We start from the raw sequence: 23,520 nt of genomic DNA on the forward strand, positions 1-23,520 counted from the left end.
GGAGCCGCGGCACGCGGACGCGCGCCGTGTCTTGCCGTGCGCGGGCCTACATGTTGAATGCTTTCGACATCTTCAGCTCGATCCAGGTCATGCCGGCGCGCAGCCCCTCGACCATCGCGTCGCGCTCGGTCGGAAATGTCCGGCCGTGCCGGAACGCGTGTTTGAACGCCCCGCCCGGCGCGCCGTGCATCACCTTGATGTCGCACACGTAACCGCCCGGCACCGGCGACGTCGTCACCTCGACCGTCCAGTCGCCATCCTGAATGTTGCCTGACAACGTCATGTCGTTCTCCTGCCGAACCGGCCGCCGCGTCGCGTCGCGAAGCCGCGCGGCGCGCGGGCGCTACTCGTAAAGAAATCGAAAGAACCCGCTGTGCAGCAGGACCGGCTTGCCGCCGATCTCCGTGAGCATCCGCTGCGCGGCGTGCTCGATCTTCTTGCGGTGCAGATTGAACGCCGCGAGCAGATCGTCCTCCTTCAGCGATTGCGCGCCGAAATGATCCTCGAGCGCCTCGGCCGTGATCGCGCACTGCACGTACGCCTCGTCGACGAGCGCGGGAAACGCGACGACGAGATCGCGCGCGCAATATTCGGGCGGTGGATCCTGTGGAAACGAAACCTTCATGACCGACATGACAACCTCCTGTAGCCGCTGCCCGGCCGGGCAGCGGACCCATCGATGCCTCAGCATAGAGCCGCGGCGCCGCGCACGCTTGACCCACGTCAATCGGCCGCGCACGGCGCACGGTTGATCTGCGTCAACCCGCCGGCACGCCGCGCAACGATGATCGTTTCATCGCTCGCGCCGGCGCCGCGAGCGTCGAACGATGGGGCGAGCGATGACACTGAAAGCGAATCTCGAGGGCGTGCGCGACACGTATCGTCTGTGCTTCGTGCGCAGTCCGTGGGCCTATTTCACGTGCCTGCCGCTCGATCGCCAGTGCGGCGACCGCTGGAGCGAGGCGCCTTACGAGCTGTACGCAGGGCCGCCTTACGGGGACAGTCCGGACCAGATCCTGCGCGTCGCGTTCGACGGCCCGCTGCTGCCGCCCGAGGCCGGGCGCGGCGCGCTCACCTGCAGCGTCGTCGACATCAACGAAGGGCTCGCGCCGTGGCTTCGGACCGAAAGCTATTTCGGCGGCGAGCCGCTGTCGATCGCCGCGGGCGCGACGCTCGGCACGTTCGTCGAGACGATCGAGAAAGCAGGCGGCACCGTGTTCATTCCGCTCGCATGGGGAGAATTGCCGCTCGCGGACAAGCGCGCGCATTCGGCGGTGGAGCCGGGCTGAACGGCGAGCCCGCGATTCGGGCAACCGGAATGCGCCGGGCGGGCGGGCCGCCGGCGATCGCTCTCGGCCCCGAACGCCGCGACAACTGAGCTCTTGCGACGATCGCGCCGCGCGCGGGCGCGGCATGGGCAAGCGCCCGGGTGCACGCACTCCTCGGCGAGCGCGCCGCTCGATGCGCAACACACGCCAGCGCGCACGCCGCGTGCAAAACGCGCGCTTCAATACGCTCAGCGCTCGTCCTTCGGCGTCGGATTGAGCAGCACGACAAACGCGGCGACGCCGAGCGACAGCGCGACCACGCCATAGAGAAATTCGGCGTTGCTGTCGAACAGCAGGCCGCGAACCGCCTCCATCATCCCCGCGAGCGAAATGAACACGGCGATGGTCGCGAGAACGACCCGATATTTGCGCACCATGACGGTCTCCTGGCTTCGTGTGAGCGGCCGCTCGATCCTGCGCGGCCGCGCCGCCGGTGTCGTCACGCGCGATCGACGCTCGTGCTTCCTATCCAGCCTTTGCGTATGATCGCCCGTCGCGCGACGGCGGCCTTGACCTGAGTCAAGCGCCGCCCGGGCGCGCGAACGTGCCGGGCGCAGCGTCGGAAACGCGCGTAGAAATGCGCCTCCACACGCGTAAAAAGCGAAAAGCGTCGCTGTACAATGCACGGGCATCATCGCCGCGCCGCGCCCGCGCGAACGGGCGCGGACGATGCAATCGCCAACGCGCGCCGCGCGTTTGTCTGCGTCGAACGGCAACCGTAGCCTCGTGGGAGATTCATGGATTCGGACATCATGCACATCGGCGGACGCATCCGCCGCCTGCGCCGCGAGCTGAAGAAAACGCTGCTCGAGATCGCCACCGAGGCAAACCTGTCGGTCGGATTCCTGTCGCAAGTCGAACGCAACCTGACCGGCATTTCGATTTCTTCGCTCGTCAACGTCGCCAAAGCGCTGCGCGCGCCGCTTGCCGCACTCATCGACCAGCCCCGTCAGGATCAGCCGGATTCGCACCAGGGCAGCCGCGAGTCGTATTCGATCCGTCCGACGCAGCAGCGCTACGAGCGCCTGTCGACCACCTTCGCGGGCAGCCAGCTCAATGCGGTCAAGGTGTCGATGATGGAAGGCTACTGCTCCGAATGGGTCGCGCACGCCGGCGACGAATTCGTGTTCGTGCTGTCGGGGCGCGTCCAATACACGGTCGGCAAGCGGGACTACCCGCTCGGCCCCGGCGATTCGCTGCACTTCAACGCGCACGAGCGGCATCGCGTCGTGAACGTGGGCAACGAACCGGTCGAGCTGATCGCGGTCGGCACGCTGCCGCTCTTCGGCGACGGACAGCCCGCGTTCCCTTCGCTGCCGGGCGAGCAGAAGCGGACGCGCGCACGCGCGGCGCGCGGGAAGGTCGAGCCGACGCAGGCGCAGGCGCCTTCGACGCAAAAGGCCGGACGACGCAAGCAGGCGCCGGCCGCGCGCACGGCCGCGACGAACGGCGCCGTGCGGCGCGGCGCGAAGAAAACCGCCCGCTGAATGCCGAGCAAGCGATGCCGGCACGCCGGGGCCTATCCTTGTAGCGCGTGCGGGCTTCGATTCCGCGATGCTCGGGCGCGCGTCGCCGTTGAACGGCACGCGCGCGCACGGCAATCGCGCCCACCGCTCGCATAACGCTCGGTCGTCCGTATCGCATCACGATTCGCATGCGGCTGAACGCATGCTCGAACGCGTCGCGCGACGCATGCGCTGCGTCATCGCGAATTTCCGCATCAGCGATCGATTCAATCATCACATTCATTTCAATTTCAATGAAATGAATCACTATATTTTTCAATAATTCAAAACAAATAATCCGCCCCATCCTAAACGCGGTTCCCATTCAATTTTTATTTCCCGCCATCATATTTATTTGCATATTTTTTGCATCTTTAATACGATTTCCCGCGCGGACGGCGAGCGATGCATTCATTTCGCGGCGCTCGATCGCCGGCCCGCCGTGGGAAGCTGCCTGTCGATCCCGGACGAACGCAACATTCATCGCGAACCGGATCGACAAGAATGCCGACAAAATCGTATCAATCGTTAATTTGGCGACTTAAAAATCACGAATAAAGCATCGTAAAAAATCGAAGCGGCACACGGATATCGCTCATAGACCCGCGTCGAAATTCGCCTGACGGGGCCCGCTCGGTGCCGGGAAGCGCCGTCGACGGCGATCACTGGAAAAAAAACGAACCCACTATGGAAAACAAGCAAGTCGATGTACTGATCAACGGCAGCGGCATCGCAGGCGTCGCACTGGCGTACCTGCTCGGAACGCGCGGCCACAGTGTCACGGTAGTCGAGCGCGTGGCGCGCAACCGCGCGCAAAACGGCGCCGATTTGCTGAAACCTTCCGGCATCGACGTCATTCGCAAGATGGGGTTGCTCGACGATGTCTTCGCCGCCGGCGGGCTCAGGCGCGACGCGATGAAGCTGTTCCACGACAAGGAGCCGATCGCTTCGCTCGACTATCGCGCGTCCAGCGCGCTCGGCTTCTTCATCCTGATTCCGTGCGAGCAGTTGCGACGCCTGCTGCTCGTCAAGCTCGACGGCCTGCCCAACGTGGATTTGCGCTTCGAGACGTCGATCGAGCGTATCGAGCAAGATGCGGCCGGTGCGGTGACGTCGCTCGGGCTGAGCGACGGCGGCACCGTCGCGCCCAAGGTGCTGATTGGCGCCGACGGAGCGCGCTCGACGGTCCGCACCGACATCCTGCGCATCGATGCCGAGCGCATTCCTTATGCGACGCCGATGGCGTTCGGCACGATTGCGCTGACCGACAGCGTTCGCGCATGCAACCGGCTGTACGTCGATTCGAGCCGGGGCCTCGCGTATTTCTATCCGATCGGCAGCGAAGCCACGCGCATCGTGGTCAGCTTTCCCGCCGACGAAATGCAGGGTTATCTCGCCGACGCCACGCGCACGAAACTGATCGCGCGCCTGAGCGAGTTCGTCGGCGACGAGAGCGCCGACGCGATGGCCGTGATCGGCGCGGAAACGGCGTTCCCGTTGATCCCGCTCGGGCGGATGAACGTCGACTGCTATCACAAGCAGAACGTCGCGCTGCTCGGCGATGCCGCGCACAGCATTCACCCGATCACCGGCCAGGGAATGAATCTCGCGATCGAGGATGCCGGCGAGCTCGGCCAGTGCCTCGACGCGTACTTGAGCGGACAGTCCACGCTCACCGATGCGCTCGGCCGGTTCGAGCGCGCGCGGCATCCCGTCAACGAAGCGGTGATTTCCTACGGCCACGCGCTGGCGACCACGTACCACGATCGCTCCGCGCTCCTTGCGAGCTTCCGTTCGCAATTGCAGACGAGCGGGCGCGATTCCGCGTTGCTCGGGACGGCCGTCGAAGCGTGAGCGAGGATGACCGGATATTCCGAGTAATCGCTGCGGATGTGTCGTGGTGTCGTGGTGTCGTGGTGTCGTAACGTCGTGGCGTCGTGGCGTCGTGGCGTCGTGGCGTCATGTCGCGTCGCCATGTCGCGCCGTTGAGTCGCTTCGCCTCGTGGAGCGAGCGGACTGCGCGAAGCACGGCTCCCGCGATGCCGCGCGAGCGAATCGCCCCACCGTGACGGGGATGCATCGGCATCAAAGCCGCAACGACTCGTACCGGCGATTCGTCCTGGCCGAGCGCCGGCGAACGGGAGGCGGCCCCATGCCGCCCGTTCTCGCCCTCGGCCGGACGAACGGCGCGATGCGCGCGGATACCGCGCATGCGCATCGAACGCCGCTTTCGCCAGTCCGGTCGCGGCGTTGCGGCGTTGCGGCGATTGTCGTGTCGCGCCCGTCGTGCCGCTCGATCGCGCATCGCCGCGCGCCATCGCGGGCCGGCTTTCGCGACCGCACGTCGGCCGCGCGACGTCTCTCACCGTCCGATCGCGCACTCGTACCGCATGACATGCGGCAGCATTCGATGCGACGCCGTTAACTCTCTCTTAAGGCGGATTTGTCAAGCTTCAGTGGCCGGCTGCGAGCACGCCTGCCCGCAGCGGCGACAAATGGAGGTATGCATCGTGAAATCCGCTCTGAAAACGGCCGCACTCGCGCTCGCGCTCGCCGTTCCGGCCCTGTCGTTCGCGCAGCCGCCGTCCAACGGGCCGCTAACGCGCACGCAAGTGCGCGACGAGCTGACTCAACTCGAAAGAGCCGGCTATCAGCCTTCGAAGAACCAGTATCCGGCCAATATCCAGGCGGCCGAAGCGCGTATCGCGCCCGCCAACGGCCGCGCCGACCTGTCCGGCTACGGCGGCTCCGCCGGCGGCGCGATGCAGTCCGGCCAGCGTGTCTCGCCGACGTCGGGCGGCTGGGACGCGCCCTACCGTCATCACTGATCGACGCGCGGGCCGGCTACGCCGGCCGCGATAGGCGCCGCCCATCGACGGCGCTCGCCCGATGCGCTGACGACAACCGCGCACACCGCGCGCTCTCGCGCGTTGGCTGAGCGAACGCGCCGCGGGCGGCAGGCATTCGTGCCGTCGCCGGCCGCCGGCGCGCCCGCCCCGAACTCGACGGCGCGGGTGAACAGCGCACGATCATCGCGCCCCATCGGGTTCGCTTCGTTCGCGCCGCCGTCGTCCCGCGCGCGTGCTCAGGCAGTCGCGCCGGCCTATCTCGCCGTCGGCAGCGGCGGCTCGCCCGCCGTCGTCGCATCGCGGGCCCAGTCGGCGAACTCGTTGTCGTAGCGGCCGCCGATGTAGGCGACGTAGTTCTCGTAGCCGTCGTAATCGCCCGTGCGGAAGCGCGACACGATCGTATCGACGTCGGCGCGATGGCGCTCGAACATGAAGCGCGTCGCCATGTAGCCCCACCGGTATGCGCGCGCGACGTAGTCGCTCGACGAGTAACGCGTCGCGAGCACGTCCGAGAAACGGTATGCGCCCGTGCGCGCGGCGTCGATCGATTCCTGATCGTCGTTCTTCCTCGACAGATATTCGGCGACGCCTTCGATCCACCAGACGGTCGGTTTCACGGTGCTCGCCGCGAAATCGCCCGCCATGTCGTAGCGGCCATCGAGATAGTGCGTGAACTCGTGCTCGAGGTTCCAGACCTTGAACTCGGGCCGCAGCCACGACGCCTCGTGCGCGATGAAGCGCGCCTGATTGCCGGGCGCCGACGGATCGCCTTCGAGATACATGCCGCCGTTGTCAGTGCTGATTCCGTAGATTACCGAAGCATATTTTCGGTAGTTCTCGTAGTCGTCGAAGATCACGAGCTCGATCGTGTCGTTGCGATCGCCCGCGACCGGCTTGCGCCCGGTCTTCATCATCCGGTGGAAGTAATCGTCCTGCTGCGCGACCGCCGTACACACCGACTGCAGCTGCGGCCCGGTCATGTCCTGCGCGAGAATGCGCACGCTCGCGCTGCATGCGTGACGGTGCGTGAGCACCGCATCGGTCAGCCGCCTCTTGTAGTCGCAGGTGCCGTAGTCCGCGCAGTTGCCCGCGTCGCCGTAGTCGACCGCCTCGGCCGCCGCCAGCCACAGGTCGCTGCCCGCGCCCGTCATGCTCGTCGATCCGAGCATGTCCTGGATCATCTTCTTCACGCGCGGCTTCTGCGCCGGATAGCGGAGAAAGCGATACGTTTCGCGCGACGCATCGGCGAGCTGGTAGGCCGCGCTCGTGTTCGACAGGCTCGCGCGGTTCGCGGTGACGAAACGATTGAGCGTCTCCGGCAGTGTCGCGTCGCTGTCGAGCATCTGCTGCGCGCCGCTGCGCTGATGCGCGTAGAAGAACACCGTCAGCAAGCCGGTGAAGCCGCCCGCCGCGCTCCGCTGCAACAGCGGCGCCGCCGCTTGCGGGTTCGTCGCGCTCGCGGTGTAGAGCGCGATGCGATCCTTCAGCGTCGGCAGGTAGTACGCCTCGTCCCGCATGTTCGTGATGAGTTTCATCAGCTCGTTCGCGGTGCTCGGCGCACGCGAATTCTCACGATAGAGCGCGTCGCCCTCGAGGCTGTGCCGGATATACGGGCGCAGCCGATCGGCGAGTTCCGGAAACGGATTGACGAGACCCGATACATCATATTGGTAATAAGCGGAACGCAAATAAATCAGCAAATTGACAAAAATCAAATTGCTCGCGTCGTAGCGAGATGCCTCCTGTGTAAAACGGCTCGCCACGGCATACACGTTTTCCGCGCTGAAAATCTGCGTGGCCAGCGATTTATCGACCGAGAACAAACCGTAATGGCATTCATAATCCGGGAGATTCGCGATGTAATCGGCGAGCGCCGCGCCGCGATACTGGGTCATCGCCGACATGTCGCGGCAATCGGCGCCCGGCGCCCCGTTCTTGCCGTTCCTTGTCGCCTTATTCCGCCGCGACGGCTCGATCAGCGTCGCGCGATCCTGCCTGCTGAGCGGCAGATTGTATTCGGCCTGCTCGGGCGAGACCGGCAGGTTCTGCGGCACGCGCGGCATGCGCGCCTGCTTTTGCGGCGCCGGCTGCGTATTGGCCGCCGCCGATCCGATCAAACCCGCGAATACCGACATCGCGACGACGGCGGACCAGCGACGGGTCTTGCGACACACCTCCGTTATTAGCATTTGACTTGCCCTCGGTTATTTTGGATCGCCGAAGATATAACACCGATGATTAACAAGTCAATTTAATGATCGAGCAAATTAATGCATTTTAACAGACTGAATTATTCAAGCATTAAAATCGATTTTTATAACAATCCAGCCGGAAGCATCGCCGATGCGCGAATCAAGTCGCCACGTGAAGCCGGCTCGCGTGAAGGCGACTCGTGCGCATTCGCCGGCCGCCGGCTCATCGCTTCAATTCGCCCGCGCGCTCATCGGGCGTTCCGCGCTCGATCGCCACCTCAACGCGGATTGAATCGGCATCTCGACATACCTGTAGCAGACCCATCCCGCCGCGCAGACGACGAGCGCCACCGCCGCCGCCGCGCACCATCCGCCGACCGTGCCCGCGCCCGGATGAATCTTCAGGATCTTCTCGGCCACGCCGATCACGTACGGATGCAGCAGATAGATCGAATAGCTGGCCGCGCCCAGATTCGCGAGGATCGCGTTGCGGCTGGACACGCCCGATTTCTCGAGCCCGAGCAGCGAAGCAATCAGCACGAACGCCGGGACGCCGTACTGCAGCACGCGCTGGAAACCGACCGGATCGCCGAATTCGGGATACAGCGCGACGACCAGCAACGGCGCCGCGATCGCGCCCGCGCCGAACAACCCGCGAGGCGCCGCGTCGAAGGCGCGCGCGCGGGTGATCCAATAGCACGCGACGCCCAGGCAGAATTCGATCACGAGCGGCTGCGCCAGATAGTCGGCCACCTGGCTCCCGGCGCCGACCGCCTGCGAGGACAGGCAGAACACGATCAGCGCCGCCGAGGCCGCGATCGTCGCGTATTGCCGCCTGACGACGACGAGCGCCGCCGCCACGACGAGGTAGAAGAACATCTCGAAGTCGAGCGTCCACCCGTTTCTCAACAGCGGCCCCCAGTTCCCGTTTTCCTTGACGTACGGCACGAAGAACATCGACTTGAAAAGATAGGCGACGCCATCCGTCGTCGTGTTGAGCCATTGCGGCCTTACAACGGCAATCGCATACACGCCGATCGTCAGCATCCAGTAAAGCGGCACGATCCTGATCACGCGCTTGATGAAGAACGCATTGCCCTCCTTCGGCGCGACATAGGACATGATGAAGCCGCTGATCACGAAGAAGACGTCGACGCCGATCTGCCCGAACGGCATGACGCCGAGGTGATACGCAACCACGCACAAAGCGGCGACGGCTCGCGCAGCCTGAATGTTGCTCAGCAATGGGCCGGCGGGATTCTTCATGATGCTCTCGACTCAAATCGTCGGAGCGTCGCACGATTCGCCTGCGCGCACGCGACAAAACCCGGTGCGGATTCGCCAATTTTCGGCGCGCGCCGCGTTTGGCGCGTCTTCGCCAAGCACGCATGCGTGTGCGCCTGCGTGCCGGCAGGCCGCTCCGAATGGGACCGACGCGGGCGAACAACGGGGCGGCGCAGGCGCTCGCGGATCAGTGGATCGACAACATCGTCGCAATTCGCGACGGCCGGCGGCGCAACGCCGAACATCGGAAAAACAGCAGGGTTTCGCATCGCCGCGCTTATACCAACGGCGATCGACGGCGATCAACGGCGAACGTGAGCCGAGACGGCCGCCAGCCTGCGCAGCCGCCTCGGAGCCCGGGACGTCGAATCCAGGGCGTCAGACTCTGCGCCGACGCTCAGCCGTCTACGCCATTCGGCCCGCTCACGGTCAGGCTGCCTGCGACAAGGCTGGAATCGACTGCGAGACCCGTTGCGCCGCAAGCGCCACGTGGGCCGCGTGCTCGCTCAACTCGGTCTCGCGCTGCACGCGTGCGGGTAGCGCCGTCGCGGGTGGAGTACCCAGCAATGGCACCGCGTTGCCCACCGGCGTCGCAGAGGCTTCGCTCAAGCGCTCGACGACTGGCGCCAGCGACGCCTGAACCACCTTGAACCGCCTTGAGCCGCCTTGAACCGCTAGTGATCGAGCATTCCCGCGGCATCGTCACGCCCTTTATTGTCGACGGACAAATGGCGGCACACCTGACAGGATTCGAACCCGCATTCCCCAGCCCCCTCCCAAAGGGGGCCTTTCTCACTCAAACGAAATCGACGGTCAGCGCGTGATATTCGCGCTCGCCGGACATGAAGCGATGGGCGGGTTTATATCCGAGTTTTGCAACCGCATTGAGCGATCGCTCGTTATCGACGGCAATGAAGCTGATCGCGGCACTGAAACGCGTTTTGGCCGACGCCGTTGCAAGATCGATCATTTTCTCGAGAATGCCTTTTCCGCGCGCCACCTGGCTCAGGCACATCGGCCCGAATAGGCAGGCGTTTCCTGAAAAATCGCTGGAGGCGGCGTCGCGCTCATCTTCGAACGATGCGGCGAGCGCGTCGATGATCGCATTGCCGCGCCATTGGTCAAGACGCGAAATGCAGAAAAAGCCGGCGAATTCCGCCTGTTCGTATGCGACGACGATGCCGGCGTCGGTCGCGAGCGCCTCGATCTTGGCCTCGGGAATCTCGGCGGACAGAAAGCCGTTCTTGCGCTCGGCTTCGGAGAGATTCGCGATTTGATTCGCTTTTTGCAGAGAAATAATGTTCGGATAATCGCCAGAACGGGCCATTCTAACCACAGTCGCTTCAGTCATTTCGGTCTATTTTTGTTTTAAACGTAAAACTGATATTTTATAGACAATTACACATAGGCATCTAGAATATTCATACAAACTCAATGGCGATGGTACGTATTTTATACGGTTGATTTTTCAAATAATTAGCCAAAGCGCCTTGATTTCGATTCATCCATCGCCCGAGCACGTTGCGGTGACCTCGGCGCGCCTGTCAAGCCCCGCTCGGCTCCACGGAAAACCCCGCGCCGCTCATCGCCAGCCAGCCCGCCATTTCCATTCACATCGATCGGTCGGAATTCTCCGTGCGATTAGATCAAGAGCTTCCGTCAGAGGGCAATCGGGCGATTAAGCAGAACGACGAGCACGACGAACCGAACCGATCGACCACCCGCCCGCTCTCGCGCACCGGCGCCGCCGCTCGACGGGCGGGCTCAAACTAGCTCGCGCCCAAGCCGAACGCCCCGTTTCTCTGCTGGCCCGCGCACCGTCGCGCCCGACGCATCAGCTCGCGATCGCCGGATTCCCGAGCGAAGCGGCACGCACTCACAGCGCATCGAGAATATCGCGGTTCATTGAGTGAAACCGCCGAGAACGTGAAGGCGACCGCGCGCGCCGACATCCGGCGGCAAGGCAGCCGGGAGGAGGAAGCGCATGGACAAAGCCTGCTGCGAGCGTGGGGATGCCAGGCCGGCAATCGACGGAGTCGAGTGCAATGGCCGAAAGGAAAAGTCGCGCACCGTCGCGATATCCGAACCTGATCGGCCGCTGCGAATAGGACGGAGCGCGCGGCCGACGGCCCGTCAAAGGGCAGATCGGCACGTACGTCCGCCGCCATTCGAGCGCCGGGTGGCGCCGAGCGTCCGGCAAGACGCATCCGCAGCAAACGCTTTGACGGTTCGCGGCCGAAGAAGCCGGGCTGACCGACCCGCGATCAACGAACGCTCAAGCGCGCCTCGAGCAACTTACCGAATGCGTCGCCGAACGCATCAGAGCCGTCGCGAACGATACGGCTGCCGTCTGCGGCCTGGAAATCGACGCGCGTTGCACGCAAGCCGAAGCGCGCGACGACCTGCTCCGAACTCCGGCCACATACGGGCAAGAGGCAACCGGCCGGTTGCGCACCGATCAGGCCAATCAGGTTCGTCATCGCGGGCCTTCCCGGCAAGCCTTGGCGCTCAGTTGCCGACGGCCTCGGCGCCAACGTCGCGTCCCGATTCCGCAGCGGGTCGCGCATCCGGACGATACCGCTCGCCGCCGGTTGACCATGATCGTGAGGCCGCGCGCCAGGCAACGAGCCAACGAGCCCGACTCGATCAGCAGCCAGGGAGCTTGGAGTCAAGGGTTCAAGCAAACCTACTGAGGCGGAACCGCTGGCCGACTGCAGTTCGGCCGAAAGTCGGCAACGCCAAGGGCAGCGAATCGTGCCGCATTGCCGGAATCGAATGGAGTCAAACCGGATGAGGGCAGCCGTGCCGGGCGAAATCGAGAAGCACGTCGCAAGCTACGCGAGCGCGAGCGACAAACGTGGCGTCGTCGTCCGCCCGCCGCCCGGCATCGCATTCCCACGCAACCTGCTCGATGCGCGCCGAGTGGCCGGTCGGCACGTGCGCCGTTGGCATCCATGGTCATCAGTCGCGACAGCGAATTGGATCAGCGCATCCTTCGCATGACGCGCCGGACGCAAGGCGATCGATGTACGGCTCCGCTTCGCAAAGCACGTTGCACAGCCATTCGCCGCGTGTTTCGCAGGTGCCGATGCATCCGCGTCCGGTGAAAGCGGACACCCCGTATCCGACGAGTGCCCACGATCGCGATCGCAAAGTCTGCGCCCTCGCATGAGAGGCGTCGCGGGTGACGCCGCGATCGAGTCTCGCGCGCAACGTCCCGCGCCCCAAACCCCGCCGATCACGAACGAATCGACGCCCCGCGCTCCGCGAGCAGCTCGCGCAGGATACCGCGGTGACAACGCGCCTCGTTGTCGCAATAGCAACCGATCGCGAAATTCGACGTCGCCGACAACGCGGCGAGCACGTCGAGCACCTTGCTCGCGTCGCCATGCTTCATCTCGGCGCGGAACTTGCGCGCGAACGCCTTCCATTCGGCGTCGGTTTGCGCCGCCAGCGCTTCGGAGACGAGCTCCGGACTCGGCGACAGCGTCGGCAGCCAGACGTCGTAATAGTCGCGCGACGCGAATTCTTCCTTCGGCACGCCGCGCGGCGGACGGCGCACGGTGCCGATCCGCAAGCCCTCGTCGCCGGCGCGCGGCTTGCCGAGTTGGACGATGCTGATGCTCATGCTGGACTCCCGTTCAGAGTGGCCGGCGCGCGTGGCGCGCAGACGCCAAATCCGCGCGCCACGCGCCGCCGGACAATGCGGCGCGCACACGTTCACGCAAAGCCCCGGCGGACGATGCACATCCATCGCCGCCGGCCCACGGCTCATCGTCTTGCGTAAACGGCGACACGACAGCGGCACGACAGCGGCACCGCGGCGGCAGCCACGTCGCGCGGCCGCCCGCGCCTGTCGATGCGGCACCGGCGCGCGGCCGAAGGCACGCAGCGCAGCACCGCTCCCCAAACACGCCGGGCGCGCCGCAACCCGGCTTCCCGACCGGCCCCGCGCGCCCGCGCGCGTCACCGCGTCAAACGCCGCTCGCGATCACGGCGCCGATCGCTTCCGCGACGATGCCGACGTTCGCTTCGTTCAGCCCGGCGACGCACATCCGGCCCGAGCGCAGCACGTACACGCCGTGCTGCTCGCGCAGGCAATCGACCTGCGCTTCAGTGAGCCCCGTATACGTGAACATTCCGCGCTGCTTCACGTAGCGCGACAGCGCCTCGCCGTGCACGTGCGCGCGCAGGCCGTCGTGGATCGCGCTGCGCATCTTCGCGATGCGCCGGCACATCGCCGCGAGCTCTTCCTCCCATTGCGCGCGCAGCGCGGGCGTCGTCAGCACCCGCGCGACGATCTTCGCGCCGTAGGTCGGCGGATTGCTGTAGTTCGACCGCACCGCGCCCGCGAGCTGGCCGAGCACGCGCTCGGCCGCCGCCGCGTCGTCGCAGATCACCGACAGCGCGCCCACGCGCTCGCCGTACAGCGAGAAATTCTTCGAGAACGAGTTCGCGACGAACGCAGGCACGCCGCGGCGCGCGAGCTCGCGGATCGCGAACGCGTCGGCCGCGAGACCCGCGCCGAAGCCCTGATACGCCATGTCGACGAACGGCAGCAACTCGCGCGCCTGCAGCACGTCGATCAGCTTCAGCCACTGCGCGTCGTCGAGATCGACGCCCGTCGGGTTGTGGCAGCACGCGTGCAGCAGCACCACGCTCTTCTTCGGCAGCGCGTCGATCGCGGCCAGCATCGCGTCGAACTTCAGGCCGCCCGTCGCCTCGTCGTAGTACGGGTACGTGTTGACCGTGAAGCCCGCGCGCTCGAAGATGAACCGATGATTCTCCCAGCTCGGATCGCTGATCCACACCTGCGAATCCGGGAAATAGCGCTTGATGAAGTCCGCGCCCACCTTGAGCGCGCCCGAGCCGCCCAGCGTCTGGACCGTCGCGACGCATCCGGCCGCGCGCGCGGCGCTCTCCTCGCCGAACACGACCGCCTGCACCGCGTCGCGATACGACGCGAGCCCCGTCATCGGCAGATACGGCTTCGGACCGGACTCGCGCTGCACGGCGGCCTCGGCCTCGCGCACGGCGCCCATCACCGGAATCCGGCCGTCGTCGTCGAAATAGATGCCGATGCTCAGATTGACCTTGCGCGTGCGCGGATCTTTCTGAAAGTTCTCGTTCAGCGTGAGAATCGGATCGCCGGGGTATGCATCGATGTGTTCAAACATGGCGGTTTCTGACTGATGAAGAAAAATCGGGGTCAACGGGCCGAGACGCCGTCGCCGAGCGCATAGCCGGCGCCGCGCTGGCGGAACCGGTAGCCGATCGCGAGCACCGCGAGCCACACGGGGATCAGGTAGACCGACAGGCGCAGATCGGGCGTCCGGAACATGACGACGAGGATGGCCGCCATGAATGCGAGACAGAGATAGTTCGTCAGCGGATAGCCGAGACTCTTGAAGCGCGTCTGCTCGCCCGCCGCGCGCTTGGCCTGACGGAACCGCAGGTGGATCACGCTGATCATCGCCCAGTTGATGATGATCGCCGATACGACGAGTCCCATCAACAGCTCGAACGCCTTGCCCGGCATGAAATAGTTGATCACCACACAGAGCGCGGTCGCGAACGCGGACATGCCGAGCGCCGCGATCGGGATGCCGCGCCGGTTCACGCGCGCGAGCGCCTGCGGCGCGTTGCCCTGCCGCGCGAGGCCGTACAGCATCCGGCTGTTGCAATAGACGCAGCTGTTGTAGACCGACAGCGCGGCAGTCAGCACGACGACGTTCAGCACGTTCGCGGCGACGTCGCTCGACAGCGCGTGGAAGATCAGCACGAACGGGCTGCCGCCCGTCACGACTTTCTGCCACGGATACAGCGACAGCAGCACGCCGAGCGCGCCGATGTAGAAAATCAGGATGCGGTAGATCACCTGGTTCGTCGCGCGCGGGATGCTGTGCGACGGGTCGTTCGCCTCGGCGGCCGTGATGCCGACGAGCTCGAGCCCGCCGAACGAGAACATGATGACCGCCATCGCCATCGCGAGGCCGCCGATGCCGTTCGGGAAGAAGCCGCCGTGCCGCCACAGGTTCGCGACGCCGGCGTCCGGGCCCGCGTGCCCGGCCAGCAGCAGATAGCCGCCGAAGCCGATCATCCCGACGATCGCGGCCACCTTGATGATCGAGAACCAGAATTCGGTTTCGCCATACGACTTGACGCTCGCGAGGTTCACCGCGTTGATCGCGACGAAGAACACGAGCGCCGAGATCCATGTCGGCACGCCCGGCCACCAGTACTGGACGTAGATGCCGACCGCCGACAGCTCGGCCATGCTCACGAGCACGTACAGCACCCAGTAGTTCCAGCCGGACAAAAAGCCCGTGAAGTGCCCGCAGTATTTGTTCGCGAAATAGCTGAACGAGCCGGCGACGGGCTCGTCGACGACCATCTCGCCCAGCTGCCGCATGATGAAGAACGCGACGACACCGGCGATCGCGTAGCCGAGCAGCACCGACGGCCCCGCCATCTGAATCGTCTGAGCAATGCCGAGAAAAAGCCCCGTGCCGATCGCGCCGCCTAGCGCGATCAGCTGAATGTGGCGGTTCTTCAGCCCTCGCTTCAGGCCGTCGTTGTCCTGTTCTGAAACCATGTCTTCTCCGTCTCATCCGCCCTTTCTGGAGGCGGTGCGCCTTCGGACCCGGCCGGGCGCCGTGTACTTGTTCCGGCCGCGCGCGGATGTCGCGGCGAGCGGCCGGGCTGGGGATGCCGAATTCCTGCGCGGCGTGCGTCGTCGTGCGTCGGGCGGGAAAACCGCTCCCCGCCCGTGCGTGCGTGCGCGCACCGATTTTTCATTGATCTCGCGCAAAAATCGGGGCTCAGTTTATCGCCGGCAGGATGAAATGGGGTTTCGTAAGCCCTTCATGCAAACCCTACATTATGAGATAAAATTGCATCCGGGAGACAGCTAAGGAAACAAAAATGCAAGAACCGCTTCTTGATCGCATCGATCGCCATCTGCTCGAGATCCTGCAGGAAAACGGCCGCATCTCCAATCTGGAGCTGGCCAAGGCCGTCGGGCTGTCGCCCGCGCAGACGCTGCGGCGGCACCGGCGCCTCGAGGAACTCGGCGCCATCAAGCGCTACGAGACCCGGCTCGACGCCGACACGCTCGGCTTCGGCGTCACCGCGTTCGTCCAGGTGACGATGGAGCGAGGCCACATTCGCGACTTGTCGACGTTCCAGAAGCTCGTCTCCGAGCTCGCGCAGATTCAGGAGTGTTTTTCGGTCACGGGCGATATCGACTACGTGCTGAAAGTCGTCGCCGCGGATCTGAAGGGTTTGTCGACGTTCCTGCTCGACACGCTGATGCGCATCCCCGGCGTGAGCGGCGTGCATTCGAGCGTGTGTCTCGACGAGATCAAGTGCACGAGCGCGATGCCGCTGTAGCCGCGCGAACGGGCGCGGAAACACGCCGCGCTCGAGAGAAGCGCGCGCCGCGAATGCACGCGGGTCGGCCGATGAGGCTCGTCAGGGAGAACGGTAGGGTCGCGGCCGGCTCCTAGGGGGAAATGGCCGCGGCCGGCAATCGTCGCGATGCATAAGCCGCCCGCATCAGCGCCGATCGATCGAGCGATGTCTTGATGCCCTGCTGTCCTGAATCGGGCCGCGGCTCGCACCCGCAATCAACCGCGGCGTGATCCTCGCAGTCGGCAGCCGACGCCGACGGTCCGGCAGCGCGACCGCGCAATCCCGAGCCGACCCGGCGCGCCATTCATTTCCGTGATGCATGCGCCCATAGACCCGCCGCAATTCGCGCCGGAAAAAGTCTGTGGCCGAGCCCGTGGCGCTCATGGGAAATTGCTCGATCAACTCTCATCGACACGGCTTGCTCTTCGAATATTTCGTCATGCCGACGGCTTAATTCTCGGCGCCTCGATATATTCAATTCGGCATATGCGCTTCTTCCCCAATACGCCAGACCACCGCCGATTCCGATAGAAGAGGATCGTCGCGGCCGGCGCAATGGCGTCCGGAGCGTATTACTCATCCACTCTCGAAATCGTTCCTGTCGAGCCCGAATGGGGACTGCCGGCCGATCACGCATTTCGGTTCGTCGCCCCGCCCCGGAGCGCCCATGCCGGCGAGCGGCCGCAAGCATTCGCCGACCGTCCCGGCATGCCGTAAGCAACCGAATGACGCCAATTTCGCGAGTGACGCAAACCCCAATAAAGGTGCGCTTCGATTTCTCTATTTATTTGAAAACGGATACGGCATGTCCTAGTCTGTAAATGACCAAGACACCGAAAGCTCCGGCCTGTTTAAACGCCTTCCTTCGGTTAGATCTGCATGGTTCAATTCATCTTGCGGCGCCGAAGACAATACAACGACGCGCATCGACCAAGAATGATTGCCGCGCATACGCGCATGCCGACTCATCGGATTCAGTTCAAAAAAATGAACTACAAAGGACAATAAACGATGAAAACCGACGATTTTGATTTCGGCCTTGATCGGAATGCCATGCCGACCGATCCCGCCGAATTGCGCGGCAGGCGTCGCGACAGCGGCAAAATGATCGTTCTCGATCGCGCGGCGGCAACGATCGAGCACACGGTCTTCTCGACGATTTCCGACCATCTTCATCCGGGCGATCTCCTGGTGTTCAACGACAGCTACATGCTGTCGAACACGTTGTCGTTCCAGCATGCCGACGAATCGGCCCATGTGATCGTGTACGGTCACGAGCCGGACGGAACCAACATCGTCGAGCTCCGGTCTTCCCTGTCGCCGAAAGCCGGCCTCACGCTGACCTCCACCGACGACGACCGCCTCACCTGCACGCTGCTCGCGCCACAGCCGGACCGACTCTGGCGGGCGCGATTCGAACCCGCCGAGGAATTGGCTCGCGTCCTCGATCGATACGGATGGCGCTGCGACGACGAGCTCCAACTGAACCCGGCTTACTGGAGCACCAGGCGCGACGCCTACCGCTCCGTCTATGCCAAGAAGCCCGGCTCGCTGGAAATTCCTTCAGCAGGCCTGCATTTCTCCGCCGACGTGCTAAAGGAAATCGCCGAAAAAGGCGTGGAATTCGCTTACGTCACGCTGCATGTCGGCGCGACGGAAATCCTCGCGGTTCGCCATATCAGCGAGGACGAGATCGAGCATCACAAGGTGAGGCCCGAGTACTTCGAAGTGAGCGCCGAGGCAGCCGAGCAAATCAACCGCGCGCGCGCGGAGAAGCGCCGCATCATAGCCATCGGCACGACGGCCATGCGAACGCTGGAATCGCTCGCGGCGCATGGCGAGCCGGGCGCCGCCCTCCGCGCCCAAGCGGGATGGACCGAGCTCTACATCTATCCCGGATTCGAGTTCAAGATCGCGGACGGGCTGCTCACGAACCTGCATCGCCCGCGATCGAGCCACATCGTGCTGACCGCGGCTTTCGCGGGCAAGGATCTCCTCATGCGCGGCTACGCGGAGATTCTCGAGATGGGGGAATACGAATTCGACATGTTCGGCGACAGCATGCTGATTCTGTAACGGCATGACACGGTCGACGGAGAGCACGCGACGAGACAAGCGCATCGACACCGTCGTGATCGGCGCCGGTCACGCGGGCCTTTGCATGAGCTACGTCCTGCAACGCGAGAGGCGCGAACACGTGGTGCTGGAGAAGGCGCGCGCACTCGAACAATGGCGCTCGGCGCGCTGGGATTCGTTCAGAATCAACTCTCCGCTCGCCTATTCACGGCTGATGGGGCAAACCGACGGATTTCCCGGCACCCGGCGAAGCATCCCGCTCGAAGAGATCGTACGGATGTGGGACGCATGCATCGCACAGCGGCGCTTTCCCATTCGCGAGCACTGCCGGGTCTGCTCGGTCGAGCGGATCGAAGGCGGGCGTTTCCGGATACACGTCGAAAGCGACGATGGCCCGCAGCGCTACGACGCGCTGAACGTCGTCGCCGCGCCAGGCAATTATCAACTCGTGAGCATTCCCGACTTTGCGCGGCATCTGCGCACCGACGTGCAACAACTTCACGTCGGGACATATACGAACCCTTCGGCCGTCCAGGACGGCTCGATTCTGGTGGTCGGCGGCGGACAAACGGGCGTGCAGCTCAGCGAGGAACTGGCCGGGGCCGGCCGCCGCGTGTACCTGGCGACGTCGAGAGTCGAGGGAACCCCACGCAGCTACCGCGGCGAGGACATCATGTTCTGGCTGGACCGCATCGGGCTGCTGCGCGCGCCGGCGAGCCCATTCGCGCATTCCGCCGGGCAACACGACCGCATGCCCATCGTCGGCCACGATCATCCGATTTCTCACCATTCATTGGCTCGGCTCGGCGTTCAATTGTTAGGGCGACTGAACGGCATCTCGCCGGACGGCGCAATCGCGACGTTCGACGAGGATCTGCACGCCAACGTTGCATGCGCATCGCAAGGCTGCCGGGAACTGATCGATCGCATCGAGCGCTGGATCGCAAGCCGCAACGCGAGCGAGCGGGCACGGTATCCGCCACCGACCATCGAGCCGGCATGGCAGCCCTATCCCCCGCTGCTCGCGTCGACTCCTCCCGCGCGCCTGGCGCTGCGCGAGCACGGCATCCGCGCCGTCGTGTGGGCGACGGGCTGGCGCACCGACCTGAGCTGGCTGCGGATCGGCGCGGTCCGCCGGGCACTGAATTCTCGCGGACTGCCCGCATCCTGCGAAACGCCGGTCGAAGGCTTCTTTTGGCTGGGCTTCCACGGACTTCGTACGCAGTCCTCGGGAACGGTAGCAGGGTTCCATCTCGACGCGCCTTATATCGCCGCCCGGCTGCGACGCCGCGCCGACACGCGATCATGATGCGCGGCTGCGAGCACGTCATCGTCGACGCGGGGCGCGTCGGCGCCACCGTCCGGCGTTGCTTCGGCATCGTATCGAAACGCGCCGCGGCCATCGGCCCCGACGCGTTCGACGAGCCCGACAGTGGGCCCACGCATCGGCCCCCCTTCGCCCGCCATGACGACGCTGGCGGAATCGCGACGCAGCTTTCTCTCGATCGCGTCCGGGCAAGACTCGTCCGTCGCTCGACGGCCGAATGCGCGCGGCTTCAACAGGCCGGCGGGGCGCGGCCCCATCGCGTGTTCGGACAACCGCTCAGCGAATCTCCGTGTTGACGATGGCCTCGACCAGCGTCTTGCCGACGCCGGTGAGCGCGACCGTGCCCTCCGCGGGTCGAATCGTCGCGAGCCCTCGCTGCTCCAGGCTCTGAAACACCGGTTTCCAGCGCTGATCGAAGAGCGAGCTGCCGGCGAACCTCGCGCGATGCCAATCGTCTCGAAGCGGCTGGCACGTGGTGAGCGCGCGGCGCATCGAGCTGGCGATCTCCTCTTCCGCGCTCATTTCCGACTGCTCGAGCGGCAATTCCCCGCTTGCGATCGCATCGACGTACTCTCCCGGCCGCGTCACGACGTTAGCCGCGCAACGCCGAGTCGCGGAACTGCCCCCCAACCCGATTCCGACTTCGGCGAACTGCTTGTCCTGATCGAGGACGAGCGACTTCCATCGTCCGCATCCGGTTTGCGGCTTCTGGAAATACATGGTCGGATACTCGAAGAGCCCGGCGTCCTCCAGCAACGCGACTGCCGCCTCGCGCATCTGATATTGCTCGCCCAAGCTCGGCCAGCGATGGCCCTCCCGCGATGCACGCGCCCTGCTCGCCGGGCTCTGCCACCTGGCGGGAACGCCCGCGATCGCGGTGCCGGTTTCGCCGAACGCGCGAAGGTGCAGCTTCGTCATCACGACCGTGCTGTAACCCAGTTCCAGCATGCGCCGAACGTCGTGACAGAAACCCGCGACACGTTGATCGAGCAATCCATAGATCAGATCGCCGTCCACCCGCTCGAAGCCCAACCGGAACGCGTCGCGAATGACCGCCCGGGCTTCCTCGGCCGTGTGTTCTCGCCCGGCGAGCGCAACCAGCCGATCGTCGAAAGACTGAATGCCGTAGGTGATCTTTCGGCATCCTTTTTCATGGAGAAGCGCGAGCTTGTCGCTCGTGAGGCTGTCTGGGCTGCCCTCGATGCGAATGGTGGTGCCGGCGTTGAACCCGAAATTCGACCGGTAGAAATCGAGAAGCTCGGCCAGCAGATCGTCGGGCAAAAGAGTGGGCGTTCCGCCGAACAGGCAAAACTCTCCAACCGGAGCGTCGCGTAACGCAGGCACCCGCGTCAGCCACAGCCTGGCCTCGGCGATGTTCAGCTCGACCCAGTTTCGAGCCTGCTCGCGAAACGCCGCCGCATCGCGCTTGCGCATGACGATGGGAAATTGACAGAAGTAGCAATGGTATTGGCAAAGCGGAATCGTCGCCCACAAGAAATAGGGATTTCGTTCCTCCAGCTCGGCCTGAAGATTTTGAAGAAACCGTTCGCGGGAGCACGCCCTCGTACCCGGAAACACGTGCGAACCGAACGGGTCGCTCACGACGTATCGAAGAAGATGATCGTTCTCGGGCCGGCACAACACGTCCGCCGCACGCGGCCGCGGATAATCCCCGTCGACGATCATCAGGCTCTCTCGAGGACTCACACGTTCTAGCATCAGGATGGGCGAGCTGGACATCGATGGCACCTCCTAGGGCCTGTTCCCGCTAATAACGGGCTTGCGCTGGCCGCCAGAAGGGCCGAGCGCAAGGATTGCGACGAAGCGAATACTCGACGTATTCGCGAGGAGCATGACGCAGCGATCGGCCCTTCTGGCGGCCAGCCCCTCGACGGATTTTTTTCGGTCACGGGAACGTGCCTTTGCGCCCGCATAGCGGCGTCGTTCGTCGTTGCAATAGCCGACGGCTATTGCGCCTCCTCTCTCCTTGCCCTGCGGGCGCAAAGGCACGTTCGCAAGCCCGTGATTAGCGGGAACAGGCCCTAGGCACTGATTGCATCACGCATCGTTTCGGATGACGCACTATCGAGCGCGCCGGGCAGGCATGCGCGAAGCCGGCGCCGCAAGAACTCCAGGGAAAAGTGCCTTCTGCCGAGCTCGAAGTTGAAACGAGCCCATCGTTGCCGCCGTCGTTCGTCGAGCAGAAGCTCCCGCACGGCGTGCGCATAGGCGCCGTCGGGCATTCCATCCCAATCCTTCCGCGTGCGCAAAAGCAGGCTCTTGAACCCCTTTTCCCCGTATACCTCGTCGTACAGCTCATAGGTGCTGCTGATGAACGGGCGCTGTTGGGCGCTGGCCTCGGCGGGAGGATTGCCGAAGCCTTCGTAATCGTACGAGGTCAGAAACGAACTCAGATCGGCGTGCGCCAGAAGATCACCGACGGAATACTGGGGCTCCCGCGACGCGCGATTCGACGGGCGACACAGCGCCGAGCACGGCAACAGTCCGTTTCCGTAGATGACCTGTGCGTCGACTCCCAGCTCGATCGCCATGCGGGACAGTCGGCCATGCTCCTCTTCGTGTTCGCCGGTCGGCCCAGTCACGAAGAGATAAACGGACCGCTCGCTGCCCGACGAACGCATCGATTCGCGCAACGCATGCAAAAGGAAAATGTCTCTATCCAGCCTTTTTTGCGGAATGACCCGAGTACACCGCGCGATCAGCAGCGCATCGGCGGGAATGCCGTAGTGCGCACGAAAATGCCGATTGGCGTCGTCGATTGCGGCTTGCTCGAACCGAAAGCAGTTCGGCAACACGGTCGCATCGATGTGCGGGGCCCACTCGTTGAACCGCTTTCTGGCGGTGTTCGTGAGGGTCGCGTATCGGATGTACTTCGAGACGGGCGGCTTCGGAATGTGTTCGAACGCAGGCCCTCCGTATTTCTCGCTTTCGCTGAACCACATCAGATCGTGATCCCGCCAGAGCACGAACGGCCCCTTGCGCTTTTCGCGCCCGTACTGCTCGATTGCCAGACGCAAAGCCTCGGAGAACAGCAGATTCTCCGGCAGCGACCCGTTCTCCACGATGACGACCGAAACATCCAGACGCCGCCAGGTATCCACGATCGATGCGGCAATCCGAGGCACGATGGCTCCGCCGAGGCATCGGCGTATTCGCTCGCCGTCCCCATCGCGGATCTGCTCCAGCATTTCCCGGACCAGACGCTGCGTGTAGCCTCTCACCTCGGCGAGACCTCGGATGCGCGCCAACGCGAGCCAATCAGGCAACGCCTCGGCTTCGTTCGCGTAAGGCCGAAAGAAATCGCCCTTATCGCTCCTGATGTCATAGCCGAGATCGAGATACGTTCGATAGCCGTGCCCATTGAAAATCGACGCGACTTTCAAAAACTCCTCGGTGATGCCGGAAGCCAGCACGCCGTCCATTGAAATTCCGAACAGGACTTTTTCCCGATGAGCGGCTTGCGGTTCCTCTCGAATGGCACCGGACGAATTCATTAGGCATCCCATCCATCGTTTTTGAAGTATG

At 64.3% G+C, this 23,520-nt stretch carries 21 protein-coding genes; 8 read left to right on the top strand and 13 right to left on the bottom strand.

Annotation, left to right across the window (positions count from 1 at the left end; genetic code table 11):
• Positions 1 to 46: 46 nt before the first annotated feature.
• Both WS91_RS15495 and WS91_RS15500 read right to left on the bottom strand, forming a co-directional pair.
• On the bottom strand, positions 47 to 283 hold the full coding sequence (locus WS91_RS15495) for a hypothetical protein (RefSeq protein WP_038743969.1): 237 nt from the start codon (positions 281 to 283) through the stop codon (positions 47 to 49).
• Between the two features lie 60 nt (positions 284 to 343).
• Positions 344 to 634: a DUF1488 domain-containing protein gene (locus WS91_RS15500; protein WP_038743967.1), complete on the bottom strand. Its 291-nt coding sequence runs from the start codon at positions 632 to 634 to the stop codon at positions 344 to 346.
• A 205-nt stretch (positions 635 to 839) separates the two neighbouring features.
• Between WS91_RS15500 and WS91_RS15505 the strand changes: the two genes are divergently transcribed.
• The gene (locus tag WS91_RS15505) at positions 840 to 1,289 is read left to right on the top strand and encodes a hypothetical protein (protein WP_038744168.1); all 450 of its coding nucleotides are present in this window, start codon (positions 840 to 842) and stop codon (positions 1,287 to 1,289) included.
• Positions 1,290 to 1,516: 227 nt separating this feature from the next.
• On the opposite strand, the gene WS91_RS15510 is transcribed toward WS91_RS15505, so the two are convergent.
• Complete coding sequence (locus WS91_RS15510; protein WP_038743965.1) at positions 1,517 to 1,705, bottom strand: DUF2964 domain-containing protein; 189 nt, start codon at positions 1,703 to 1,705, stop codon at positions 1,517 to 1,519.
• A 360-nt stretch (positions 1,706 to 2,065) separates the two neighbouring features.
• Here WS91_RS15510 and WS91_RS15515 point away from each other — a divergent pair, with 360 nt between their 5' ends.
• Together WS91_RS15515 and WS91_RS15520 are read left to right on the top strand one after the other, a co-directional pair.
• Positions 2,066 to 2,815 carry a helix-turn-helix domain-containing protein gene (locus WS91_RS15515; protein WP_059670554.1) on the top strand — a complete coding sequence of 250 codons (750 nt, stop codon included), beginning with the start codon at positions 2,066 to 2,068 and terminating at the stop codon, positions 2,813 to 2,815.
• Positions 2,816 to 2,882: 67 nt separating this feature from the next.
• Entirely contained in the window at positions 2,883 to 3,116 is a 234-nt protein-coding gene (locus WS91_RS15520) for a hypothetical protein (protein ID WP_059670555.1), read from the top strand.
• A 42-nt stretch (positions 3,117 to 3,158) separates the two neighbouring features.
• Here WS91_RS15520 and WS91_RS35915 read toward each other — a convergent pair whose 3' ends face one another.
• Positions 3,159 to 3,317, bottom strand: a complete 159-nt coding sequence (locus tag WS91_RS35915) for a hypothetical protein (RefSeq protein WP_156432377.1) — start codon at positions 3,315 to 3,317, stop codon at positions 3,159 to 3,161.
• A gap of 203 nt (positions 3,318 to 3,520) precedes the next feature.
• Between WS91_RS35915 and WS91_RS15525 the strand changes: the two genes are divergently transcribed.
• Together WS91_RS15525 and WS91_RS15535 are read left to right on the top strand one after the other, a co-directional pair.
• The gene (locus tag WS91_RS15525) at positions 3,521 to 4,687 is read left to right on the top strand and encodes an FAD-dependent monooxygenase (RefSeq protein ID WP_059670556.1); all 1,167 of its coding nucleotides are present in this window, start codon (positions 3,521 to 3,523) and stop codon (positions 4,685 to 4,687) included.
• A gap of 656 nt (positions 4,688 to 5,343) precedes the next feature.
• The gene (locus WS91_RS15535; protein ID WP_059670568.1) at positions 5,344 to 5,661 is read left to right on the top strand and encodes a DUF4148 domain-containing protein; all 318 of its coding nucleotides are present in this window, start codon (positions 5,344 to 5,346) and stop codon (positions 5,659 to 5,661) included.
• Between the two features lie 275 nt (positions 5,662 to 5,936).
• Here the strand turns inward: WS91_RS15535 and WS91_RS15545 are convergent, their stop codons facing one another.
• The 7 genes from WS91_RS15545 to WS91_RS15585 form a co-directional block, all read right to left on the bottom strand.
• Positions 5,937 to 7,871 carry a collagenase gene (locus WS91_RS15545; RefSeq protein WP_059670558.1) on the bottom strand — a complete coding sequence of 645 codons (1,935 nt, stop codon included), beginning with the start codon at positions 7,869 to 7,871 and terminating at the stop codon, positions 5,937 to 5,939.
• Between the two features lie 234 nt (positions 7,872 to 8,105).
• Positions 8,106 to 9,140, bottom strand: coding sequence for an acyltransferase family protein (locus tag WS91_RS15550; protein ID WP_059581778.1), 1,035 nt, complete (start codon positions 9,138 to 9,140; stop codon positions 8,106 to 8,108).
• 814 nt (positions 9,141 to 9,954) lie between these two features.
• On the bottom strand, positions 9,955 to 10,509 hold the full coding sequence (locus WS91_RS15560; RefSeq protein WP_060822893.1) for an acetyltransferase: 555 nt from the start codon (positions 10,507 to 10,509) through the stop codon (positions 9,955 to 9,957).
• A 913-nt stretch (positions 10,510 to 11,422) separates the two neighbouring features.
• On the bottom strand, positions 11,423 to 11,638 hold the full coding sequence (locus tag WS91_RS15565; protein WP_145986896.1) for a hypothetical protein: 216 nt from the start codon (positions 11,636 to 11,638) through the stop codon (positions 11,423 to 11,425).
• 758 nt (positions 11,639 to 12,396) lie between these two features.
• The gene (locus WS91_RS15575) at positions 12,397 to 12,786 is read right to left on the bottom strand and encodes a DUF488 domain-containing protein (RefSeq protein WP_038743932.1); all 390 of its coding nucleotides are present in this window, start codon (positions 12,784 to 12,786) and stop codon (positions 12,397 to 12,399) included.
• Between the two features lie 346 nt (positions 12,787 to 13,132).
• A complete protein-coding gene (locus tag WS91_RS15580; RefSeq protein WP_038743930.1) occupies positions 13,133 to 14,335 on the bottom strand; it encodes an amino acid aminotransferase in 1,203 nt (400 codons plus the stop codon).
• 32 nt (positions 14,336 to 14,367) lie between these two features.
• Complete coding sequence (locus WS91_RS15585) at positions 14,368 to 15,753, bottom strand: amino acid permease (protein WP_038743928.1); 1,386 nt, start codon at positions 15,751 to 15,753, stop codon at positions 14,368 to 14,370.
• A gap of 329 nt (positions 15,754 to 16,082) precedes the next feature.
• On the opposite strand from WS91_RS15585, the gene WS91_RS15590 reads away from it, so the two are divergent.
• From WS91_RS15590 to WS91_RS15600, 3 genes are all read left to right on the top strand, one after another.
• Positions 16,083 to 16,550 carry an Lrp/AsnC family transcriptional regulator gene (locus tag WS91_RS15590; RefSeq protein ID WP_038743926.1) on the top strand — a complete coding sequence of 156 codons (468 nt, stop codon included), beginning with the start codon at positions 16,083 to 16,085 and terminating at the stop codon, positions 16,548 to 16,550.
• 1,032 nt (positions 16,551 to 17,582) lie between these two features.
• Positions 17,583 to 18,647, top strand: a complete 1,065-nt coding sequence (locus WS91_RS15595; protein WP_038743924.1) for an S-adenosylmethionine:tRNA ribosyltransferase-isomerase — start codon at positions 17,583 to 17,585, stop codon at positions 18,645 to 18,647.
• A 4-nt stretch (positions 18,648 to 18,651) separates the two neighbouring features.
• Positions 18,652 to 19,956 carry a flavin-containing monooxygenase gene (locus tag WS91_RS15600; protein ID WP_059670560.1) on the top strand — a complete coding sequence of 435 codons (1,305 nt, stop codon included), beginning with the start codon at positions 18,652 to 18,654 and terminating at the stop codon, positions 19,954 to 19,956.
• Positions 19,957 to 20,250: 294 nt separating this feature from the next.
• Here WS91_RS15600 and WS91_RS15610 read toward each other — a convergent pair whose 3' ends face one another.
• Positions 20,251 to 21,714, bottom strand: coding sequence for a radical SAM protein (locus tag WS91_RS15610; protein ID WP_226383196.1), 1,464 nt, complete (start codon positions 21,712 to 21,714; stop codon positions 20,251 to 20,253).
• A gap of 302 nt (positions 21,715 to 22,016) precedes the next feature.
• Complete coding sequence (locus tag WS91_RS15615) at positions 22,017 to 23,489, bottom strand: hypothetical protein (RefSeq protein WP_226377310.1); 1,473 nt, start codon at positions 23,487 to 23,489, stop codon at positions 22,017 to 22,019.
• Positions 23,490 to 23,520: the final 31 nt, after the last annotated feature.

The organism is Burkholderia sp. MSMB1498 (assembly GCF_001526245.1).
Classification (GTDB): domain Bacteria; phylum Pseudomonadota; class Gammaproteobacteria; order Burkholderiales; family Burkholderiaceae; genus Burkholderia; species Burkholderia savannae.

Coding starts and splice junctions, on each gene's coding strand:
- WS91_RS15510 (WP_038743965.1), bottom strand. CDS start 1,705: ATGGTGCGCAAATATCGGGTCGTTCTCGCGACCATCGCCGTGTTCATT.
- WS91_RS15520 (WP_059670555.1), top strand. CDS start 2,883: ATGCTCGGGCGCGCGTCGCCGTTGAACGGCACGCGCGCGCACGGCAAT.
- WS91_RS15500 (WP_038743967.1), bottom strand. CDS start 634: ATGTCGGTCATGAAGGTTTCGTTTCCACAGGATCCACCGCCCGAATAT.
- WS91_RS15575 (WP_038743932.1), bottom strand. CDS start 12,786: ATGAGCATCAGCATCGTCCAACTCGGCAAGCCGCGCGCCGGCGACGAG.
- WS91_RS15610 (WP_226383196.1), bottom strand. CDS start 21,714: ATGTCCAGCTCGCCCATCCTGATGCTAGAACGTGTGAGTCCTCGAGAG.
- WS91_RS15550 (WP_059581778.1), bottom strand. CDS start 9,140: ATGAAGAATCCCGCCGGCCCATTGCTGAGCAACATTCAGGCTGCGCGA.
- WS91_RS15515 (WP_059670554.1), top strand. CDS start 2,066: ATGGATTCGGACATCATGCACATCGGCGGACGCATCCGCCGCCTGCGC.
- WS91_RS15495 (WP_038743969.1), bottom strand. CDS start 283: ATGACGTTGTCAGGCAACATTCAGGATGGCGACTGGACGGTCGAGGTG.
- WS91_RS15505 (WP_038744168.1), top strand. CDS start 840: ATGACACTGAAAGCGAATCTCGAGGGCGTGCGCGACACGTATCGTCTG.
- WS91_RS15565 (WP_145986896.1), bottom strand. CDS start 11,638: ATGACGAACCTGATTGGCCTGATCGGTGCGCAACCGGCCGGTTGCCTC.
- WS91_RS15595 (WP_038743924.1), top strand. CDS start 17,583: ATGAAAACCGACGATTTTGATTTCGGCCTTGATCGGAATGCCATGCCG.
- WS91_RS15600 (WP_059670560.1), top strand. CDS start 18,652: ATGACACGGTCGACGGAGAGCACGCGACGAGACAAGCGCATCGACACC.
- WS91_RS15590 (WP_038743926.1), top strand. CDS start 16,083: ATGCAAGAACCGCTTCTTGATCGCATCGATCGCCATCTGCTCGAGATC.
- WS91_RS15585 (WP_038743928.1), bottom strand. CDS start 15,753: ATGGTTTCAGAACAGGACAACGACGGCCTGAAGCGAGGGCTGAAGAAC.
- WS91_RS35915 (WP_156432377.1), bottom strand. CDS start 3,317: ATGAATGTTGCGTTCGTCCGGGATCGACAGGCAGCTTCCCACGGCGGG.
- WS91_RS15525 (WP_059670556.1), top strand. CDS start 3,521: ATGGAAAACAAGCAAGTCGATGTACTGATCAACGGCAGCGGCATCGCA.
- WS91_RS15580 (WP_038743930.1), bottom strand. CDS start 14,335: ATGTTTGAACACATCGATGCATACCCCGGCGATCCGATTCTCACGCTG.
- WS91_RS15545 (WP_059670558.1), bottom strand. CDS start 7,871: ATGCTAATAACGGAGGTGTGTCGCAAGACCCGTCGCTGGTCCGCCGTC.
- WS91_RS15560 (WP_060822893.1), bottom strand. CDS start 10,509: ATGACTGAAGCGACTGTGGTTAGAATGGCCCGTTCTGGCGATTATCCG.
- WS91_RS15615 (WP_226377310.1), bottom strand. CDS start 23,489: ATGAATTCGTCCGGTGCCATTCGAGAGGAACCGCAAGCCGCTCATCGG.